This is a genomic window from Limnobaculum xujianqingii (assembly GCF_013394855.1).
In the GTDB taxonomy this organism is placed as follows: Bacteria; Pseudomonadota; Gammaproteobacteria; order Enterobacterales; family Enterobacteriaceae; genus Limnobaculum; species Limnobaculum xujianqingii.
Genome location: NZ_JABMLK010000001.1, coordinates 2,897,043 through 2,915,469, shown reverse-complemented (window position 1 = coordinate 2,915,469; position 18,427 = coordinate 2,897,043). Strand labels below are relative to the sequence as shown.

At 46.6% G+C, this 18,427-nt stretch carries 19 protein-coding genes; 13 read left to right on the top strand and 6 right to left on the bottom strand.

Annotated elements, in window-relative coordinates:
• Positions 1-226 precede the first annotated feature (226 nt).
• The 13 genes from nrfA to GOL65_RS13415 all read left to right on the top strand — a co-directional run bounded on the left by nrfA (position 227) and on the right by GOL65_RS13415 (position 11,471).
• Entirely contained in the window at positions 227-1,663 is a 1,437-nt protein-coding gene (gene nrfA, locus GOL65_RS13475) for an ammonia-forming nitrite reductase cytochrome c552 subunit (RefSeq protein ID WP_140921237.1), read from the top strand.
• A 46-nt stretch (positions 1,664-1,709) separates the two neighbouring features.
• Entirely contained in the window at positions 1,710-2,270 is a 561-nt protein-coding gene (gene nrfB, locus GOL65_RS13470; RefSeq protein WP_179038348.1) for a cytochrome c nitrite reductase pentaheme subunit, read from the top strand.
• Positions 2,267-2,938 carry a cytochrome c nitrite reductase Fe-S protein gene (gene nrfC / locus GOL65_RS13465; protein ID WP_130593437.1) on the top strand — a complete coding sequence of 224 codons (672 nt, stop codon included), beginning with the start codon at positions 2,267-2,269 and terminating at the stop codon, positions 2,936-2,938. The genes nrfB and nrfC overlap by 4 nt, the downstream gene beginning before the upstream one ends.
• The gene (gene nrfD, locus GOL65_RS13460; RefSeq protein ID WP_140921235.1) at positions 2,935-3,891 is read left to right on the top strand and encodes a cytochrome c nitrite reductase subunit NrfD; all 957 of its coding nucleotides are present in this window, start codon (positions 2,935-2,937) and stop codon (positions 3,889-3,891) included. The genes nrfC and nrfD overlap by 4 nt, the downstream gene beginning before the upstream one ends.
• A 23-nt stretch (positions 3,892-3,914) precedes the next feature.
• The gene (locus GOL65_RS13455; protein WP_140921234.1) at positions 3,915-5,834 is read left to right on the top strand and encodes a heme lyase CcmF/NrfE family subunit; all 1,920 of its coding nucleotides are present in this window, start codon (positions 3,915-3,917) and stop codon (positions 5,832-5,834) included.
• Entirely contained in the window at positions 5,831-6,382 is a 552-nt protein-coding gene (locus tag GOL65_RS13450) for a DsbE family thiol:disulfide interchange protein (protein ID WP_140921233.1), read from the top strand. Before GOL65_RS13455 ends, GOL65_RS13450 begins: the two co-directional genes overlap by 4 nt.
• Positions 6,382-6,840, top strand: coding sequence for a heme lyase NrfEFG subunit NrfF (gene nrfF, locus GOL65_RS13445; protein WP_140921242.1), 459 nt, complete (start codon positions 6,382-6,384; stop codon positions 6,838-6,840). Before GOL65_RS13450 ends, nrfF begins: the two co-directional genes overlap by 1 nt.
• The gene (gene ccmI / locus GOL65_RS13440) at positions 6,837-7,691 is read left to right on the top strand and encodes a c-type cytochrome biogenesis protein CcmI (RefSeq protein WP_140921232.1); all 855 of its coding nucleotides are present in this window, start codon (positions 6,837-6,839) and stop codon (positions 7,689-7,691) included. Before nrfF ends, ccmI begins: the two co-directional genes overlap by 4 nt.
• Positions 7,692-7,756: 65 nt before the next feature.
• A complete protein-coding gene (locus GOL65_RS13435; protein ID WP_140921231.1) occupies positions 7,757-8,026 on the top strand; it encodes a YihD family protein in 270 nt (89 codons plus the stop codon).
• 59 nt (positions 8,027-8,085) lie between these two features.
• Positions 8,086-9,072, top strand: a complete 987-nt coding sequence (locus GOL65_RS13430; protein ID WP_140921230.1) for a serine/threonine protein kinase — start codon at positions 8,086-8,088, stop codon at positions 9,070-9,072.
• 23 nt (positions 9,073-9,095) lie between these two features.
• Positions 9,096-9,794: a thiol:disulfide interchange protein DsbA gene (gene dsbA / locus GOL65_RS13425; protein WP_407657486.1), complete on the top strand. Its 699-nt coding sequence runs from the start codon at positions 9,096-9,098 to the stop codon at positions 9,792-9,794.
• A 405-nt stretch (positions 9,795-10,199) separates the two neighbouring features.
• Entirely contained in the window at positions 10,200-10,916 is a 717-nt protein-coding gene (locus tag GOL65_RS13420) for a DUF3053 family protein (protein WP_140921229.1), read from the top strand.
• Positions 10,917-11,111: 195 nt separating this feature from the next.
• Positions 11,112-11,471: a YibL family ribosome-associated protein gene (locus GOL65_RS13415; RefSeq protein ID WP_140921228.1), complete on the top strand. Its 360-nt coding sequence runs from the start codon at positions 11,112-11,114 to the stop codon at positions 11,469-11,471.
• A gap of 297 nt (positions 11,472-11,768) precedes the next feature.
• On the opposite strand, the gene GOL65_RS13410 is transcribed toward GOL65_RS13415, so the two are convergent.
• From GOL65_RS13410 to GOL65_RS13385, 6 genes are all read right to left on the bottom strand, one after another.
• Complete coding sequence (locus tag GOL65_RS13410; RefSeq protein ID WP_140921227.1) at positions 11,769-12,677, bottom strand: dihydrodipicolinate synthase family protein; 909 nt, start codon at positions 12,675-12,677, stop codon at positions 11,769-11,771.
• Positions 12,677-14,386, bottom strand: coding sequence for a dihydroxy-acid dehydratase (gene ilvD / locus GOL65_RS13405; protein WP_140921226.1), 1,710 nt, complete (start codon positions 14,384-14,386; stop codon positions 12,677-12,679). The genes GOL65_RS13410 and ilvD overlap by 1 nt, the downstream gene beginning before the upstream one ends.
• Before the next feature lie 77 nt (positions 14,387-14,463).
• Entirely contained in the window at positions 14,464-15,801 is a 1,338-nt protein-coding gene (locus tag GOL65_RS13400; protein WP_140921225.1) for an MFS transporter, read from the bottom strand.
• A gap of 217 nt (positions 15,802-16,018) precedes the next feature.
• Positions 16,019-16,669 (bottom strand): 2-dehydro-3-deoxy-6-phosphogalactonate aldolase, encoded by a 651-nt coding sequence (locus tag GOL65_RS13395; RefSeq protein ID WP_140921224.1) that lies wholly within the window; start codon positions 16,667-16,669, stop codon positions 16,019-16,021.
• Positions 16,669-17,562 carry a 2-dehydro-3-deoxygalactonokinase gene (locus GOL65_RS13390; RefSeq protein WP_140921223.1) on the bottom strand — a complete coding sequence of 298 codons (894 nt, stop codon included), beginning with the start codon at positions 17,560-17,562 and terminating at the stop codon, positions 16,669-16,671. Before GOL65_RS13390 ends, GOL65_RS13395 begins: the two co-directional genes overlap by 1 nt.
• Positions 17,563-17,659: 97 nt before the next feature.
• Positions 17,660-18,394, bottom strand: coding sequence for a FadR/GntR family transcriptional regulator (locus GOL65_RS13385; RefSeq protein ID WP_140921222.1), 735 nt, complete (start codon positions 18,392-18,394; stop codon positions 17,660-17,662).
• Positions 18,395-18,427 lie beyond the last annotated feature (33 nt).

Below are 18,427 nucleotides of genomic sequence, written 5' to 3'. Positions count from 1 at the left end.
TGTTAAAAATAATATTTGAACCCTATCAAGAAAATGATTTTTACCCGCGTTATTCATTGATCTAAAACAACCAATATTAAGACAAATATTTATTTGCTCTCTGAATAGTTATATTTAGGGGGATAATAAAATACTACTTGAGTAGTAGTTTAGTGCACTGGAAGCAGCACATAAAAAGATATCTATATCTTGGTAATCGGCTCAACGAATGCCGAACTTATAATAAATGGGAGTACTTATCGTGGGCAAGATTAAGGCAAAGTTATCAGCTAGCTTACTGATATTGTTTGCATCATTACTGGTGAGCAATACAGCATTAGCTAATAAACCGAACGTAGAGGCCCGCAATGAGGTCTTTGCAAAAGACCATGCGGATCAATACGATTCATGGCGCGCAACCAGCGAATCAAATAAGTTAGGTGGTGGTCTGGATGAATATCCTGATATGGTTATTCTTTGGGCCGGTTATCCATTTGCAAAAGATTATAAAAAAGCACGTGGTCACTTCTATGCCATTACTGATGTACGTGAAACTCTGCGTACTGCAGCACCAATGAAAGATACGGATGGTCCACTGCCGATGGCTTGCTGGAGCTGTAAAAGCCCGGATGTAGCTCGTCTGATTGATGAAGGTGGTGAAGACAAATATTTTGAAGGCATGTGGTCAAGAGGCGGCGCGCAGATTGTTAACCCAATCGGCTGTGCAGACTGTCACGACACGGCATCTAAAGATTTTGCTGAGGGTAAGCCAGCGCTTTACATGTCCCGTCCTTATACTGCTCGTGCATTAGAGGTTATTGGTAAACCATTTGATAAAGCCAGCCATCTGGATCAGCAATCAATGGTTTGTAGTAACTGCCACGTTGAATACCACTTCGATGGTAAAAACAAAGCCGTTAAATTCCCTTGGGATAAAGGGATGACCGTAGAGAAAATGGAAGAGTACTACGACAACATCGCTTTCTCTGACTGGACTCATCTGTTATCTAAAACACCAATGCTGAAAGCTCAACATCCAGAGTATGAAACCTGGAGCCAGGGTATCCACGGCAAAAACAATGTGACCTGTATTGACTGTCATATGCCGAAAGTACAAAACGCAGAAGGCAAACTGTATACCGACCATAAAATTGGTAATCCTTTCAATCGATTCAATGATACTTGTGCCAGCTGCCACACTCAAACTAAAGAACAATTACAAGATATCGTAGCAACCAGAAAAGAAGCGGTCAGAGAGCTGAAGAAGAAAACTGAAGCTCAGTTAGTTCATGCTCACTTTGAAGCAAAAGCAGCATGGGATGCCGGTGCAACAGAAGAAGAAATGAAACCAATCCTGATGGATATCCGTCATGCGCAATGGCGTTGGGACTATGCGATTGCTTCGCATGGTATTCATATGCACGCACCTGAAGTTGGTCTGAAAATTCTGGGTACTGCGTTAGATAAAGCGGCTGATGCCCGTACCAAACTGGCTCGGTTGTTAGCAACTAAAGGTATTACTCACGAAATCGCATTACCTGATCTTTCCACTAAAGCTAATGCTCAAAAAGCATTAGGCATGGATATGCAAAAACTTGAGAGCGACAAGCAAGAGTTCCTGAAAACCCGCGTAGCGGAGTGGGACGCAAACGCCAAGAAAGAAGAGCGCTTGTTAAGCAAATAAAGTTATCGGCCCCGGGATACCGGGGCCCAAATAAGGTGGAATTATCATGGGCAGTTTACGTTCATTATTTAAGGGCGGACTGTTAATGCTGGTATCAATGTTTGCACTGACGGCCATGTCGTCATCCGCAGAACCGGTACCGGAGCAGAAAACAGAAGCGTCGTCCGAATATAAAGTAGAGTTACAGCGCAATCGTGACTATGCCTGTACTCAGTGTCATAAAGACACTAAAGATGGCATGCACGGCGCGCACTCAAAAGCGATTAATCCAAATAACCAACTGCCAGTGACCTGTACCAACTGTCACGGCAAAATCACTCCGGAACACCGTAATGGCGTTGCGGATGCTATGCGTTTTAACGAAGACGTATTCCCGGTTGATAAGCAAAATCAGGTTTGTATGACTTGTCACCAGCCGGAAAAATTACGTACTGCGTTATGGGCGCATGATGTCCATATCCTGAAAACTTCGTGTGCCAGCTGTCACCAGTTGCATCCGACTAAAGATCCGGTACAAGGATTGGATCAAAAAGGTCAGATAAAGCTATGTGTTGACTGCCACAGTAAACAACAGCAGCAATACCAAAAAGAGAAGGAAACACCATGAGTTGCTCACGCCGTCATTTTATTGCCGGTATGGGAGCAGTAATCTTTATGACCGGCCCGGTTAACCGTACGCTGGCGCAGACTATGTCAATTAATGGTATTCGTTATGGCATGGTGTATGACGAGACTCGTTGTATTGGCTGCACCGCGTGTATGGATGCTTGCCGGGAGGTGAATAAAGTTCCTGAAGGGGTATCGCGGCTAAATATTATCCGCTCTGGCCCGACAGGAGAGTTTCCTGAGGCAAAATATCAGTTCTATCGTCACTCTTGTCAGCATTGTGATAACCCGCCTTGTGTGGATGTCTGTCCGACAGGGGCTTCTTACAAAGATGCTGCCACGGGTATTGTTGAAGTCAATCCGGAACGCTGTGTTGGTTGTCAGTACTGTATTGCTGCCTGCCCGTACCGCGTACGTTTTATTCATCCGGTCAGAAAAACCGCAGACAAATGTAACTTCTGTCGCGACACCAATTTAGCTCAGGGCAAACTACCAGCCTGTGTGGAGTCCTGTCCTACCAAGGCATTAACCTTTGGGAATCTGGATGATCCAAATAGCGAAATTGTGAAACTGATAGAGAATAAGACCACTTACCGTGCGAAGGTACATTTAGGAACCGAACCGAAAATGTATCGTATTCCAAGCAAACATGGGGAGATTAAAGGATGAGCAGCGCTTTCCATTTTGAATCCCTGGTTTGGGACTGGCCAATCGCCATTTATCTGTTCCTGATTGGTGTTTCTGCAGGTATGGCGACCATCGCCGTATTTCTTAAACGCCGTGTATTAGCTGATGGCGCAAGCCGCGATGGCATCATTAAAGCGACAGCAATTATTGCTCCGCTGACGGTGATTGTTGGTCTGGTGATTTTGATTTTTCACCTGACACGTCCATGGACTTTCTGGTACCTGATGGTTTTCTATAGCCCGACATCGGTTATGTCGATGGGGGTTATGCTATTTCAGGTGTATATGTTAATTCTGATCGTCTGGCTGGCGGTGCTGTTTCGTCAGGAGATAGCTAACTTTCTGGAGCAACGCTTCAAAGGGCTCAGTTGGATCAATGGCATTATTTCGGCTCTAGCCCGTTTTGAGCGGGTGTTGGAACCGTTAATGATTTTCCTGGCGGTAGCACTGGGGGCTTATACCGGCTTCCTGTTGTCCGCACTGAAAACTTACCCAATGCTGAATAACCCGGTACTTCCTGTACTGTTCCTGTTCTCTGGTATTTCATCCGGGGCGGCGGCAGCGGTACTGTTTGGTATTACCTGGTTTAAGCAGCCGGTAGATAGTCCGTCAGTTCACTTTGTTCATCAGATTGAAAAACCTGTTGTACTGTTTGAACTGTTCCTGTTGCTGGCACTGTTTGTTGGTCTGTTCTTTGGCGGTGGTCAGAGAGAAGCAGCGGCAGTTGCGGCAATCGGCGGCGGTTTCTGGTCGAACGTTTTCTGGTTTGGCGTGATCGGATTGGGAATTTTGTTGCCGCTGATCATGAGTATGGTATGCAGCAAGAGCGTTCAGCACAGTAAAAGTTATATAATAGCGGTCGCATGTATGGGACTCTCCGGCATACTGCTATTACGTTTCTTTATCCTGTATGCCGGTCAAATGACGGTAGCCTGAATGTTTGATAAAAAGGATATAGCATGATCCCTGATTTGGGGCTGCTATCCCTGTCAGGTGCTTTGGCACTTGCGATATTACTGAGTATTGTTCCGCTGGCAGGTATTTATTGCCGGCGGGCATTACTCATTCGCTATGCAGCTCCCCTGAGTCACGGGGTTTGCCTGCTTATTACCCTGTCTATTTCGTTACTCGGTTACAGCTTTGCAACCGATGACTTCTCCGTAATGTATGTTGCCCAGCACTCTAACTCCCAGCTACCGTTGTTTTTTAAAGTTGCGGCCGTATGGGGCGGGCATGAAGGCTCCATGTTGTTCGGGTTGTTTTCTCTCTCAATATGGACCGCGCTGGTTGCCGCATTGCGTCGCCGGATGGATATACAAATCAATAGCACCGTATTGGCGATTCTTGGCCTGATTATGGTGGGGTTCTGTCTGTTTATCCTGCTGTACTCCAACCCTTTTGAGCGAGTGTTTCCTGCACCGATGGAAGGGCGAGATCTTAATCCGATGTTGCAAGATATCGGCCTGATTTTTCATCCTCCGTTGCTATATTTGGGCTACGTAGGATTTGCGGTTAATTTTGCCTTTGCTATTGCAGCGTTGCTCAGTGGGCGCATGGATGCTGCGGTTGCTTACTGGAGCCGCCCATGGGCGTTGGCCGCATGGATCTGTTTAACCGCTGGTATTATTTTAGGTTCCTGGTGGGCTTATTATGAATTGGGTTGGGGCGGATGGTGGTTCTGGGATCCGGTTGAAAACGCCTCTTTAATGCCTTGGCTGCTAGGAACAGCATTACTGCACGCACTGATTGTGACGGAACAACGCGGCACGTTCAGTTACTGGAGTTTACTGCTGTCGATTTTTACCTTTGCTTTAAGTTTGCTGGGTACCTTTATTGTTCGCTCCGGCGTATTAACGTCGGTTCATGCTTTTGCTGTCGATCCCGACCGCGGCATTATGTTGTTATTGTTGCTGGGTGTGGCGATTGTTGGTGCACTAACGCTGTTTGCTCTCAGAGCCAACACCCAGTCCGCTGTTGCTCGTTTTAGCCTGTTTTCTCGCGAAGCGCTTTTGCTAATGGCAAATGTATTGTTGAGCGTTGCGACTTTGATTGTTTTGATTGGCACCTTCTACCCGATGTTATTTACCGCGCTGGGATTAGGTTCTATTTCGGTTGGCGCTCCTTACTTTAACAGCACCTTTGTACCACCAGTGTTATTGATACTTATGGTGATGGGGATCTCTCCTCTAAGCCGCTGGAAAAGTATGGCATCAGGTCAGATAAAATGGCTTGTTGCTTTAGCGTTACTGGCAGTGATTACAGGTTGTGTAGCTGCCCTGATGTTCGATCGTTTCTATCCGATGGTGGCTGTTGCTTTGGTACTGTCGGTATGGGTTATTGTCAGTAATCTTACTTTTGTCAGGCATTTGTCATTACGGCGTTCAGGCGTGCTGTTAGCCCATTGTGGTGTAGCCGTTACCGCGATTGGTATTACCTTATCCAGTTACTATTCCACAGAGACCGGTGTCAAAATGGGGCCGGGGGGACAAAGTACGCTGAGTGGCTATCAGTTCCATTATGATGAAACCAAGCTGTTGATTGGCCCAAACTACACGGCGGAGCAGGCAGTTATTCGCGTGACTCGTGAAGGTAAAGAAGTGGCATTATTAATGCCAGAGCGTCGTCACTATACGGTCCGAACCATGTTAATGAGTGAACCGGGAATTTCCTGGAACCTGCTTGCGGATCTGTATGTGGTGATGGGTGAGAAAGTTGATAAGCAGAACTATGCCCTGCGTTTTCACCATAAGCCGTTTATCCGCTGGGTATGGGGTGGTGGATTATTGATGGTGCTGGGTGGTGGATGTAGCCTGTGGAGCAAACGCGGCAGAAAAAAAGATAATGCGGTGATTTGTCATCAGAATGAGGTGGCATCATGAATCGACTAAAACTATTTTTGCCTCTGTTTCTGGTGCTCTTAATGGGTGTTGCCCTCTATTTTGGCTTAAAACAAGACCCTCATCAGTTAGGGCTGACTCAGCAGGATAAGCCGATGCCTGAGTTTATAGCTGAAGATTTGCTGCTGCGTAATAAAACCTTTAGCCAGCAAGACTTTACCGGGCATATCACGGTGTTAAACGTATGGGCCAGTTGGTGTCCGTCCTGCAAACTGGAGTTTCCATTCCTGCAAACCTTGCGTGAACGCCCTGATTTTAAACTCTATGGTTTGAATTACCGGGATAACCGCCCGGCGGCGCTGGAAGTGCTCAATAAGTTGGGTAATCCGTATATCCGCTCGGTTTATGATCCAAACGGCAAGCTGGCGCTGGAGTTAGGCGTATACGGCACGCCAGAAACCTATCTGATCGACAGTCAGGGCATTATTCGTTACCGCTATTCTGGTGAGTTAAATCAGGAAGTCTGGCAAAAAGAGTTTCAGCCCAAAATTGAAGTGCTGCAAAATATGGCATTGGGAGGTTCTTCATGATGCGTCTGTTTTGTCGTTTGATATTGCTGATGTTAATGGCATTGCCGCTACGGGCTGAAATTGTCGATACCTGGCAGTTTAAAAATCCGGAGAATCAGCAGCGGGCTATTAGTCTGGCAAAACAGCTACGTTGTCCACAGTGTCAGAATCAGAATCTGGTTGAATCGACTTCTCCCATTGCTCATGACTTACGTCTGGAAGTTTACCGTATGGTAGATGAAGGAAAATCTAATGAGCAAATTGTCAGTTTTATGACTCAACGTTTTGGTGATTTTGTTTTATATAAACCTCGTTTTAATAGTCAGACCGCACTGTTGTGGTATAGCCCGTTGGTTCTGTTGCTGTTTGGGATGCTGGTTATCTGGCTTTATGTGAAGAAACGCCGTCAGTTACCCCCTCCTGCGTTAACAGAAGAGCAAAAGCGTCAGTTAGATAAATGGCTGGAGAATAAGTCATGATGATTTTCTGGTGCGGTGCCGGACTGATGCTTTGCCTGATTCTATTGATTATCTGGCTGCCAGCGATTCGTTCGAATATGCCAGCTGCGAGCGAGCGGGACTTACGTAATGATACCAACGTAGCCCTTTATCAGCAGCAAGTAGCTTTAGCCGGAAAGCTATTTTCCGAACAAGAAAAAGCTAATGGCCTGTCGAATGAGTATCAGCAGGAACTCTCCTTAAGCCTGTTGCAGAATATGGCGACGACGGAAAAAACGGCTCCGGCGATGTCTAACCGACCATCGAAAATCATTCCGGCGGTGATGACGTTGGCAGTGGTACTGATTACCTCAGTAGGGTATGGGTACATTGGTCAGTATCAGGAATCAGCACAATACAGCCGGGAAAACCACACTGATCCGTTCTCCGGCATGGATATCAGCCAAATTCAGGATAAGGTAGTAGCAGAGCTTCAGCAGCGCATCCGTCAGTCACCTGGCGATCCTGAAGCCTGGTTCTTGCTTGGTCAACGCTATCTCAACAGTAATGAATTTGAAAACGCGTTAATTGCTTTTGATCGGGTAACACAGCTGCGCGGCAACGATGCAGAAGTACTTACGGCGAAAGCCACTACGCTCTATTATCAGGCTGGCCAGCGCATGACGCCTCAGGCGCAGACTTTAATCAATCAGGCACTGGCTCAGGAACCTGGTCAGGTGACAGCCTTGATGCTTCTGGCATCAGATCACTTCTTAAACGCACAATATCAGCAGGCGATTGATATCTGGCAGCAACTGCTGGACAGCAACAATCCGCAAATTAATCGGGCTAAGTTAATCGAAGCGATTAATATGGCTCGCATGATGAAATAACAAGCTGTTAAAATTTGATTAACCCTGATACCTTGTGACTCTTTTGAATAAAAGGGAGAGACGTTATGAAATGCCATCGCGTCAATGAACTGATTGAACTTATCCACCCAGCCTGGCAGAAAGACCCGGATCTGAATCTGATTCAGTTTCTGCAAAAACTGGCGACAGAGGCAGGTTTTACCGGCCCGCTGAGTGAATTAACTGATGATGTGCTGATTTACCATCTTAAGATGCGTGACAGCGAACGTACTGAAGTCATTCCCGGTTTAAAGAAAGATTATGAAGAAGACTTTAAAACCGCCTTATTACGCGCACGTGGTATTTTAAAAGATTAAACCCTGTGTATGATAACCGGCTGGTAGTCCGGATAACCCTGTGGTGATATAAACTCCTTATGAATTCAGCAGCATTTGCTTTCCATACCTTAATGCCCGACATGATCCTGGATGCACTGGAAAGTGTAGGGTTGCGTGTGGATTCAGGCCTTACCGCGCTGAACAGTTATGAGAATCGCGTATATCAGTTTATGGATGAAGATCGTAAACGTTATGTAGCGAAATTTTATCGCCCGGAGCGCTGGTTACCGGAACAGATACAAGAAGAGCACGATTTCTCTTTAACGTTGTCTGATACAGAGATCCCGGTTGTCGCTCCGCTGGTGATAAACAAGCAGACATTACATCACCATCAGGGATATATGTTTGCTGTTTTCCCCAGCATGGGCGGGCGTCAGTATGAAGTTGACAACCTTGACCATCTGGAATGGGTTGCTCGTTTTCTGGGACGAATTCATCAGGTTGGCAGACAACAGCCGTTTGTTGCCCGACCAACCATGGGGTTGGATGAATATCTTTACCAACCCCGTCGGGTACTGGAGGAAAGTTCTCTGGTGCCTGCAAGCGTTAAACCGCTGCTATTACCGGTATTGGATGAGTTAATTCAGGCCGTGGAACAGCACTGGCATACAGATTGGGCATTATCCCGTCTGCATGGTGATTGTCATCCGGGAAATATTCTGTGGCACGATGGTCCAATGTTTGTTGATTTGGACGATGCCCGTAACGGGCCAGTAGTGCAGGATATTTGGATGCTATTGCAGGGCGAGCGTTCAGAACAGCTGATGCAGCTGGATTTGTTTGTGGAGTCCTACAGTGAGTTTGCTGATTTCGATCAGAGGGAGCTGGCACTGATCGAGCCATTACGCTGTATGCGAATGGTTTATTACCTTGCTTGGGTGGTTCGCCGTTGGGAGGATCCCGCGTTTCCAAAAAGCTTTCCCTGGATTGCAGATAATGATTTTTGGCAGGCGCAGCCATCGCTGTTTACTGAACAGGCTAAGTTGTTACAGGTTCCGCCGTTGCAACTGATGCCAATGTACTGATTATTGTTTTACGGAGTATTTTTATGAAAAAGTTGTGGTTGGTGCTGGTGTGTGCAGTTGTTGCTGTCGGTGCTTTTTTTATGTGGTCAAATTCTTCTACCCCGGCAAATGCAGATTCTAAGCCTACCGGTAGCAGCTCAGTCGTAGTGGCATCCAATTTCCAAAATGGTAAGCAGTTTGAAACATTGAACCGCGGCGCGACAGAAGAGCCACAGGTACTGGAGTTTTTCTCCTTTTTCTGTCCACACTGTTATGACTTCGAAAACGTCTATCACATGACTGACGAATTTAAGAAACAGCTGCCAGAAGGCGGCAAAATTGTTAAATATCACGTTGACTTTATGGGTGGCGAATTAGGTTCTCAACTGACTCAGGCATGGGCCGTTGCCATTACTTTAGGCGTTCAGGATAAAGTTGCTCCATTGATTTTTAACGGTATCCAAAAAACTCAAACTATTCGTAATTTAGATGGCATTCGTCAGGCGTTTATTGAAGCAGGTGTGAGCGGTGAAGAGTTCGACAGTGCGTGGAACAGCTTCATTGTTAAATCTCTGACTGCTCAACAGCGTAAACTGGCCGAGGATGTTAATTTAAGAAGCGTGCCTTCTGTTATCGTTAACGGAAAATATCTGGTGAAAAATGATGGTCTGGAAGCCAAGAGTGTTGAAGGCTTCATTCAGGAATACAGCCAGGTTGTTAAATATTTACTGGGCCAGAAGTAATTAACCAGTTAGTTTAGTAATAAAAAAGCCTCATCAAAAAAGTTTGCTGAGGCTTTTTTTATTCATAAAACACGAAGTTATTCGTTATATTGATGCCTGCTATAAGCAATATTTCAGTAAGTTTTATTTTCAGATACACCTTAAATAAGAACCAGTACTTCCTTCCCACTTTTTTGTTTTAGTTATTGTTCCGTGTTATTAACTATGGCTATTACGTTGTTAAATAATCTTATAATTTTCAATTAACTATGTAATTATATTCGGTATTTTAGTTTAATCGCTTTATTCCATTAACACCGAATGCTAACGTATCTCAGTTTCTGCGGTCTATCGATATGTGAACGAAGGATTCGTTTTCCGCAGGGTAATTAATGGATTATTAGTGAATAAATTTCAGGAGCATGTATGTCTTTAGTTACACAAAAAACATGGGTTCGTTTTTTAGCCCCTCTGTTTGCTTTAGGTCTGGTATTTCAATTAGCGGGTTGTGGTGATAACGAGCCAGAGCAGCGTAAAGCGTTCAGTGAGTTTCTACAGACGCAAGTGATTGATGGCACTAAAATTCGTTTACCAGAATTAAGTAAAGACCAGGAAAAAGCTTTTGGTAATTACGCCAAAGATTATGCGCTGTTAACTAACTTTACCAGCCAGCTGGACAGTGCTTTTTCAGGCGCTATGCAGTCTTCAATGACTGAGTTAAGAACGCTGAACAGCATGAAAGCGATGGTTGATAACCGCGAGAAAGTTGAAAAAGCTCAGGCAGAAACTAAAGCAGTTCATGCTAAGTTAGATGACATCGTTAAGCAAACTGCTGATAGCTATGCAGCAATGAAACTGCCAGAAGATTTAAAAGCGGTTTATGACAAAGCTTATGCAAAAGTGGTTACTCAGCAAGGTGATTTAAGCAGACAAACCTTAACGCTGCTGGATTCTACCTTTAGCGATATCCTGACTATTTCTGACTTCCTGAAAGCTCAGGGCGATAAAATTGAATATAACGGCCCGGTTGTTCAATTTACTGAGCAGGCTGGACTGAATAAATTCAATGAAATGAATGAGTCTTTGCAAAAAAATCAGCAGGCGCTGATGGATATTGCACGTAAAATTGCACAAATCATGTAATATTCGCTGAATTTTCAGTGAAAAGACAGAACGGGTCACTTATTATAGTGACCCGTTTTTTTATGAACACTTCAGATAAGTTATGATTCTACACTCAGGATTAGTACTGAGATTAGGTTACGTTTATACTCCCTGTCAGACCATCCCGTGTTGCGGGATACCTCATTATTTAAAGCCAGAATTTAAGGTCGAGTTATGAAACAACAGGCGGCAGAAATTAAGCGGTTGAGCGACCGTCTCGATGCGCTGAATCGTAAAGAAAAAGAGATTATAATCAAAGGGTTGGATACCGATCTCAGTGAGATTGATGCTGAAAAAGCAACGCTGCAGGCTGAAATTGAGAGACTCAGACAAGAAAAGAGCCAGGTTCTGAGCGCTAAAGCCCAAAAAATACAAAAGATGCCGTTTAGTCGTCCTATTACTAAGGCAGAGCAGGCCGATATGGGCGCATTAAAGAAAACGGTAAAAGGACTGGAAGTCGTTCACCCGATGACCGCGCTGGGGCGTGAGATGGGGCTGAAAGAGGTTACCGGGTATGCCAGGGGTAAGTTTTAGGATTGTTGTTGATAAACCGGCATCAGCGGATATTCCGACCGTAATAACAGAGTGCTTATATATCCATTGAGTGCGGCCGGAAGACAATCTGCACTTAACTCCAGAGTGCGTCGGGCCTACCTTTCCTATGGCCCGAAGGGTGAAACACCGCAAGGTGTTTCATAACAGCCCCTAACCCGGCCAGACCCAACGCGCTCAATAGTTGAGTACAGATGGTTTACCGACCGTTCTCGATGTCGATATAAGCACCCTGTTTTTACGGTCGGAATATTCGAATGCGCTGATTTATTGGACTTATCAACAATGCAGCTGAAACTCTTCAATAAACCGTTCTATACGCTGATAGTCGTCCTGAGTAAGTGACCATCCCGGAAGGCGGCAATAGCCGTTACTGATTATTCCCCGGCGCATCAGGATGTTTTTCTCCACCTGAATAATATATTCACAGTGGGTCATCCATTGTTGTATGTAGGGGAGCAGTGCGGCATGCAGCGCTTCTGCCTGTTCTATTTCTCCCTGTTTCCAGTGCTGATAAATACGCACATAGATCTCAGTAAATGAACAGCCGGGCATGACGCCTTTACCACCTGCTGCCAGCATTTTCAGCATATATAGACCCGCATAGCCGTTGAGTACTGATGCCTGTGGTGCCAGCTGTAAGAACTCACGGGTGTAGTCTACCGGAGGATTACACTCAATCTTAAACACCGCATGAGGGTAGCGTTTCGATACATCGGCAAGTTGCTGTGGCGTAATGGGCAGTCCGGTTTCTCCGGGGGCGTATTGCACCAGTACCGGTATCTCTACTGCTTCAAGCACGCTGAAAATATGTTGCTGTATTGCCTGTGGACTGGGCTGTAGGAAGAAGGGGGGCAGCAGCATTAACGCGTCGGCTCCCATTGTCTGGTAGCGTTTGGCCCATTTTACGGCCACTTCTGTACTGTGTGCAGTAACGGATATGGCCCGATACAGTGAACGGCCCTGTAGCGTATGAATAAATACCTCAGCCAGACGCTGGCGCTCAAAGTCCTCCAGCTTTGGGAATTCGCTGGCAATGCCAAACAACGTTACGCCATTAGCGCCACTGTGGGCAAGGTGCTCCAGCATACGAATAAAGCTGCTTTCATCCACTTCCCCCGCGGTGGTGAAAGGCATGGCGGCAATGGGGTTTACACCGTAGATATCATTTGAGTTATAACGAGCCATTATTCATCATCCTCTCTGTCTGCCAGTACTGCGCCCTGTGCGGCGGGTAATGCCCAACGGCGATAAAGGCGAAGGAAACCGCGTGGTACCTGCTTCTCTATAGGTTTCCACTGTGTACGGCGGGTTGCCAGTGTGGTTTCATCTACATGCAGATCCAGTAAACGTTCAGGAATATCGATGGTGATCAAATCACCTTCTTCAACCAGCGCTAACACGCCGCCATCACTGGCTTCCGGTGAAATATGACCAACGAACAGACCCCGATTCGAGCCAGAGAAGCGACCATCGGTAATCAGAGCACAACTGTCTGATAGCCCCATGCCTTCAAGGCTTTTCATTGGTTTGTACATTTCTGGCATACCCGGGCCGCCTTTAGGGCCTTCATAGCGCAGAATTAACACGCTACCGGGTTTAATTTCACCTGACATGATGGCATCTACTGATTCCTGCTCACTGTTAAAGATGACGGCAGGACCAGTGAACTTCATCAGATGATCCGGTACTGCGGCAGGTTTCACTACGCAGCCTAATGGAGAGATATTTCCGTGCAATACGGCCACGCCGGACTCATTGCGTACCGGAATCGCCAGAGTATGAATCACTTCAGGACGGGAGGTGCGCCGGGCAATACTCAAGATTTCCGCTTTGGTCTGTCCACTCACTGTCAGAGCGCTGGTATCCATTAATCGGCTGATTTCATACTCAACGGCCTGTACGCCACCGGCTTCCCAGAAATCGATCATGTCATATTCGGATGCAGGATACAGCGAGGCAACTAAAGGCACCTGATGACTGAGTTCATCAAAGGTAGATAGCGGTAAATGCCCTAACTCTGCTTCGTAGTAAATAGCCTGTAGGTGAAGAATAGCGTTAGTTGAACCGCCGGTAGCCAGCAGATAAATAATGGCGTTGCGAATTGCTTCCGGAGTTAAGATCTGCCGGGCATTAACGCCGCGCTTAACCAGATCAACGGCAGTTTTTCCACTCTCAACCGCCACATCTCGTCGGGCTTGTGATATTGCCGGGTGGGTACTGCTACCCGGCAGACTCATACCTAAAACTTCGGCGATACAGCACATGGTATTTGCTGTGCCATACATGGTGCAGGAACCCACTCCGGGCTCTGCAATATTTTCAATATGGGCGAATTCTTCTTCACTGATTTCTCCCCGCTTTTTCCAGCCAATGGCTTCAGTAACAATGTTGCCGTCCCAGTGTTTGCCTTTGTATTCAGCGGGATACATCGGGCCACCATTAACTAAAATGGCAGGCACATCCAGTCGGGCGGCGGCCATCAGCATGGCGGGTACAATTTTGTCACAGGAACCGAGCAGTACCATACCGTCAAAGCGATGTGCCCGCATCATCACTTCAATTGATGCACAGATAACTTCGCGGGCAGCCAGAATATAGCGCATACCTAAATGGCCTTCGGCAATACCATCGCAAGGGGCAATAGTGCCGAATACCATACCTACGCCGCCAGCTTCTTCGATACCTTCCAGCACTTTTGCCGTCAGGTCATTCAGGTTGGCATGACCAGCGGTAGCATTGGTATAGCTGTTGACCACCGCAATCACCGGTTTGCGTAACTGTTCGTCGGTGTGCCCCATTGATTTATATAATGCTCGCTTTAACGCGCCATCATCGCCTTCCAGTACCGGGTTAAAATGAGAACCACAGTTGGAACAGCCTCCACATTGACTCATAGCAAACTCTCTGTGTTTATTGTTTTTTGATTATCAGGCACGCCTTATCGGTCGTGCCTGAGCAAACGTTATTACGATTAAATCTTTTTCTGTGGATTGGCCAGACGAGCTGGGAGCGTGAAGATCAACGGAGCGCAAAGCAGCAGGAATCCAGCCAGAATGTATAGCCCCATATCGGTGCGACCGGTTTGATCTTTCAGCCAGCCAAGAACAGTAGGGCCGAAGAATCCCGCCAGGTTACCAATAGAGTTCACCACGGCAATCCCTGCGGCGGCAGCGGTACCTGACAGAATAGAACCCGGCAGGCTGATGTAAGTTGGAATAAGCGCCAACGTTCCGCACATGGCCACGCAAATCCAGGCCATCATCCAGAACGTTGAACCGTTGTAGTAAGTACTGAGTACCAAACCAACGCAGCCAATAATGGCCGGAATGGCAATATGCCAGCGGCGTTCATTTTTCAGGTCAGAATGGCGGCTGTTCCAGACCATGACACAGGCACCAAACAGATAAGGCAGTGCAGTCAGCAGGCCAATATGGAAGTCATCGGTGACGCCGGAAGTTTTAATAATGGATGGCAACCAGAAGTTAATCCCGTAGTAGCCAATATTGAAGCTAAAGAAAATCAGCGACAGTAACCAGATATAAGGGTTACTCAACATGCTTTTCAGGCTGGTATCCATTTTCCCGTGGTTAGCGATGCGTTTATTTTCCTGATCTTTTGCCAGGTCACGAATCACAATGGCTTTCTCTTCATCGGTTAGCCATTTGGCCGATTTCACATCATTATCTAAAAAGCGCAGTACCACAAAAGCCAGCAGGAAAGAGGGAATGGCTTCTACCAGAAACAACCACTGCCAGTTATGCAGGCCACCAACGTCTTCAAACAGCTTGAGGATCAGACCGGAGAGCGGGCTGCCAATAATGGTAGAAAGTGGCGTGACCAGAATAAACAAGCCTAGTGTTCTGGCTGAACGCCATGATGGAAACCATAGGGTGAGATAGAAAACGATGCCAGGGAAAAAGCCTGCTTCAGCGACACCCAGTAAAAAACGTAGAATATAGAATGAGGTTGGTGTGGTAACAAACATCATTGCCGCTGAAATAATTGCCCAGCTTGCCATAATCCGGGCAATCCAAAAACGTGGCCCGTATTTCTGCATTAACAGGTTACTGGGTAATTCAAAGATAAAATAGCCAAGAAAGAATATACCTGCACCTAAGCCGTAAACGGTATTACTGAAGCTGAGTGCATCCTGCATATGCAATTTAGCAAAGCCGACGTTAACGCGGTCCAGATAGGCAAAGAAATAACACAGGATTAGAAAAGGAATTAGCCTTCGGGTTATTTTTTGGTAGACGCTTTTTTCTGCCGAAGCGGCCGATTGCGCCTGTTCTATTGTGATTTCAGACATAGGTTGTCCTTATTATATTTCTGGTTAAATATTACGATTCCTGCTTAAAAAAGAGAAATGGTTGCCCTTCTTTTCTTAAACGTTAAGAAATGAATCGTTTGTTTTGATTACTACGTCATATCAAGAAGATAAATGGCTCCCGGTTAAATATCAGAAAGCATTTCATCTGTTATAAAGCGATAACTGCTTTATTCTTTTTAATTCGTCAAGGTTCTGATTATCCTTTCAGACTATTTATCCAGGCATCACGGTAGCGTAATGCATTGGTTTCCAGCGTTTTCATGCTCATGCCAGCCTGATAGAGCCCTCCGCCCAATCCGAAACCGTCAGCACCAGCCTGACAATAGGCTTTCATTTGTGCTGCGTCGGCCTGAATCCCGCCAACCGGCAGGCAGGCAATGGTTTTAGGCAGTACTACGCGCATGGCTTTCATCACCGATGGCGGCAGTATTTCCGCGGGATAAAGTTTCAAACCACAGGCACCAGCCTCAATGGCAGCAAACGCTTCTGATGGCGTCGCTACGCCGGGCAGGCTGGTTAACTTTAGTTCCGCGCTGGCTTTAACTACGGCAGGAGAATAATTGGGTGAAATGATTAACTGACCACCAACATCATGAACTTGCTTAACTTGTTCAGGCGTTAGCACCGTTCCGGCTCCCACTTGCGCTTTTCCGGCTACGGCGTCCAACATCATTTTTACTGTTTTTAACGGCTGCGGGCTGTTAAGCGGAACTTCAAGGAAGCGAAATCCACATTCCACCAGTAGCTGAGCCGCGTCATGAGCTTCATCTGGGGTGATGCCGCGTAAAATGGCGATCAACGGTAATTCGCTCTGGCGTAATTGATTATGAAACTGTTCAGCGGTCATTACTGTTCTCCTGCGATATGTTGGTACAGATGGCTAATTCCCCGAATAAAACATTCATCTCCATCAATGGTATGAAGATTTATACCCAGGTATTTAGCGGCTCGTGAGTAGTTTTCTGTGAGTTTGCTTGAGCCGACGCACCATACGGATTGCGTTGTTTCGCAGTTAACCAGTTCCGCGCCAATCAGCAAACCTGAGAGGTAACTGTGAATATGCTGTTCTGCTATCTCTTTGTTTAAGCGATAAGTCCGGGCTGAAAACAGCTGGTGGCTGAGCGGTGTTTTACGCTGGGCGACTTCAATAGCGGAATGAAAAACGGCTAAATTATCCTCTTGTGGAGGAAGTGCCCTGCCGAGAATGGAGTGCTGGCTTAATAAAGCGAACAGCTCGCCTGTCATATAAGTAGAAAAGTGAGAGATAGACTGGTTATCCATCAATACATGCTTGCTATGGGTGCCGGGTAAAATAACCTGATATTTTCCGGGCCCATTGATAGCTGAAAGCCCGGCTAACTGCACTTCTTCTCCGCGCATCACGTCCGGCTGTTGGTAAGGGCTATGGCAACGAACCCCCGGAATGATCCATACCGGGCTCGACCAGCGGGTAGTGAAAGCGTACGCCTGTTTTGTTAATGAAGAAAAAGTACAGGGAGCTTCTACGTAAGGCACTTCATGCCACCCCTGCTGTGAACCGACCATACCGGCCATAACCATTGGATAGGGTGCTTCTGCAAACCAGCTTTGTAACAGGTGGAATAGTTCTGCTTCGAAGTTTCCCGGTTCAATTTGTAGTAAGCCCGGCCCCCGGGCACAGCGTTCAATACAGTTGCTCCCTTGCATTAAAAATGCCCGGAAGTTAGTGGTACCCCAATCAACAGCAATCCATTTGGTCATTAGTATGACAACCTTTTCAATCTTGTAATACAAGAAGCGTAAGGCAAAAGGATATTACGATCTGTGAAGCAGATCGTATTGTGAAAAAATTCAGCAATTAGTCGATGTGGGTAAAGATTTCTGGCTGATGGTCCTGTAGCCGTTTTTGCGCTGCTTTCAACAGGATATCGCGCATCCGCAGCTTGGCGGTATCCACCTGCTTAAGGCGAATGGCATCCAATAAAGTGACGTGTTGAGTGACCGCCTCTTTGGTCAGACGGACATCTTCTTCCAGCGTTTGTTTAAAAGAGAGCGACATCGCAGAAGAGAGCGCATTACTGAGCGACAGGAGAAAAGGATTATGACTGGCGCGCAGCAGCGCAAGGTGGAAGGCCAGATCGCCTCGTTCAAATAATTCACGGGAATTCTGCTGCTGCCCCTCAGACATTAAGTGGCAGGCATCTTCCATGGCGGCTAAATCCCGACCGGTGGCATTAGCCGCTGCCAGTGCAGCAACGTTAGGTTCGAAGATCAGGCGGGTAACCATGAGTTGTTCAACCATTTCCTGATCCATTCCGCCTTCCGTCAGCCAGAGAAGAACTTCAGAATCAAGGAAGTTCCACTGTTCGCGGGGAGTGACGACGCTACGGCGTTTGGGCTGAATAGAGACCATACCCTTGGCTGAAAGAACCTGCAGTGCATTTCGAATGGTGGTTCGTGAAACCTGATATTGCAGTGCCAGCTCGTTTTCGCCCGGCAGAGACGGCACTTGTGATAAATCACCACGCATAATGCGAATAGCAATATCGCGCGTCAGGGATTCTGCCATAGAAGGTGCAGTGGTTTTCGTCATCAACATATCCATCATCAGTTATCAAGAGACAGG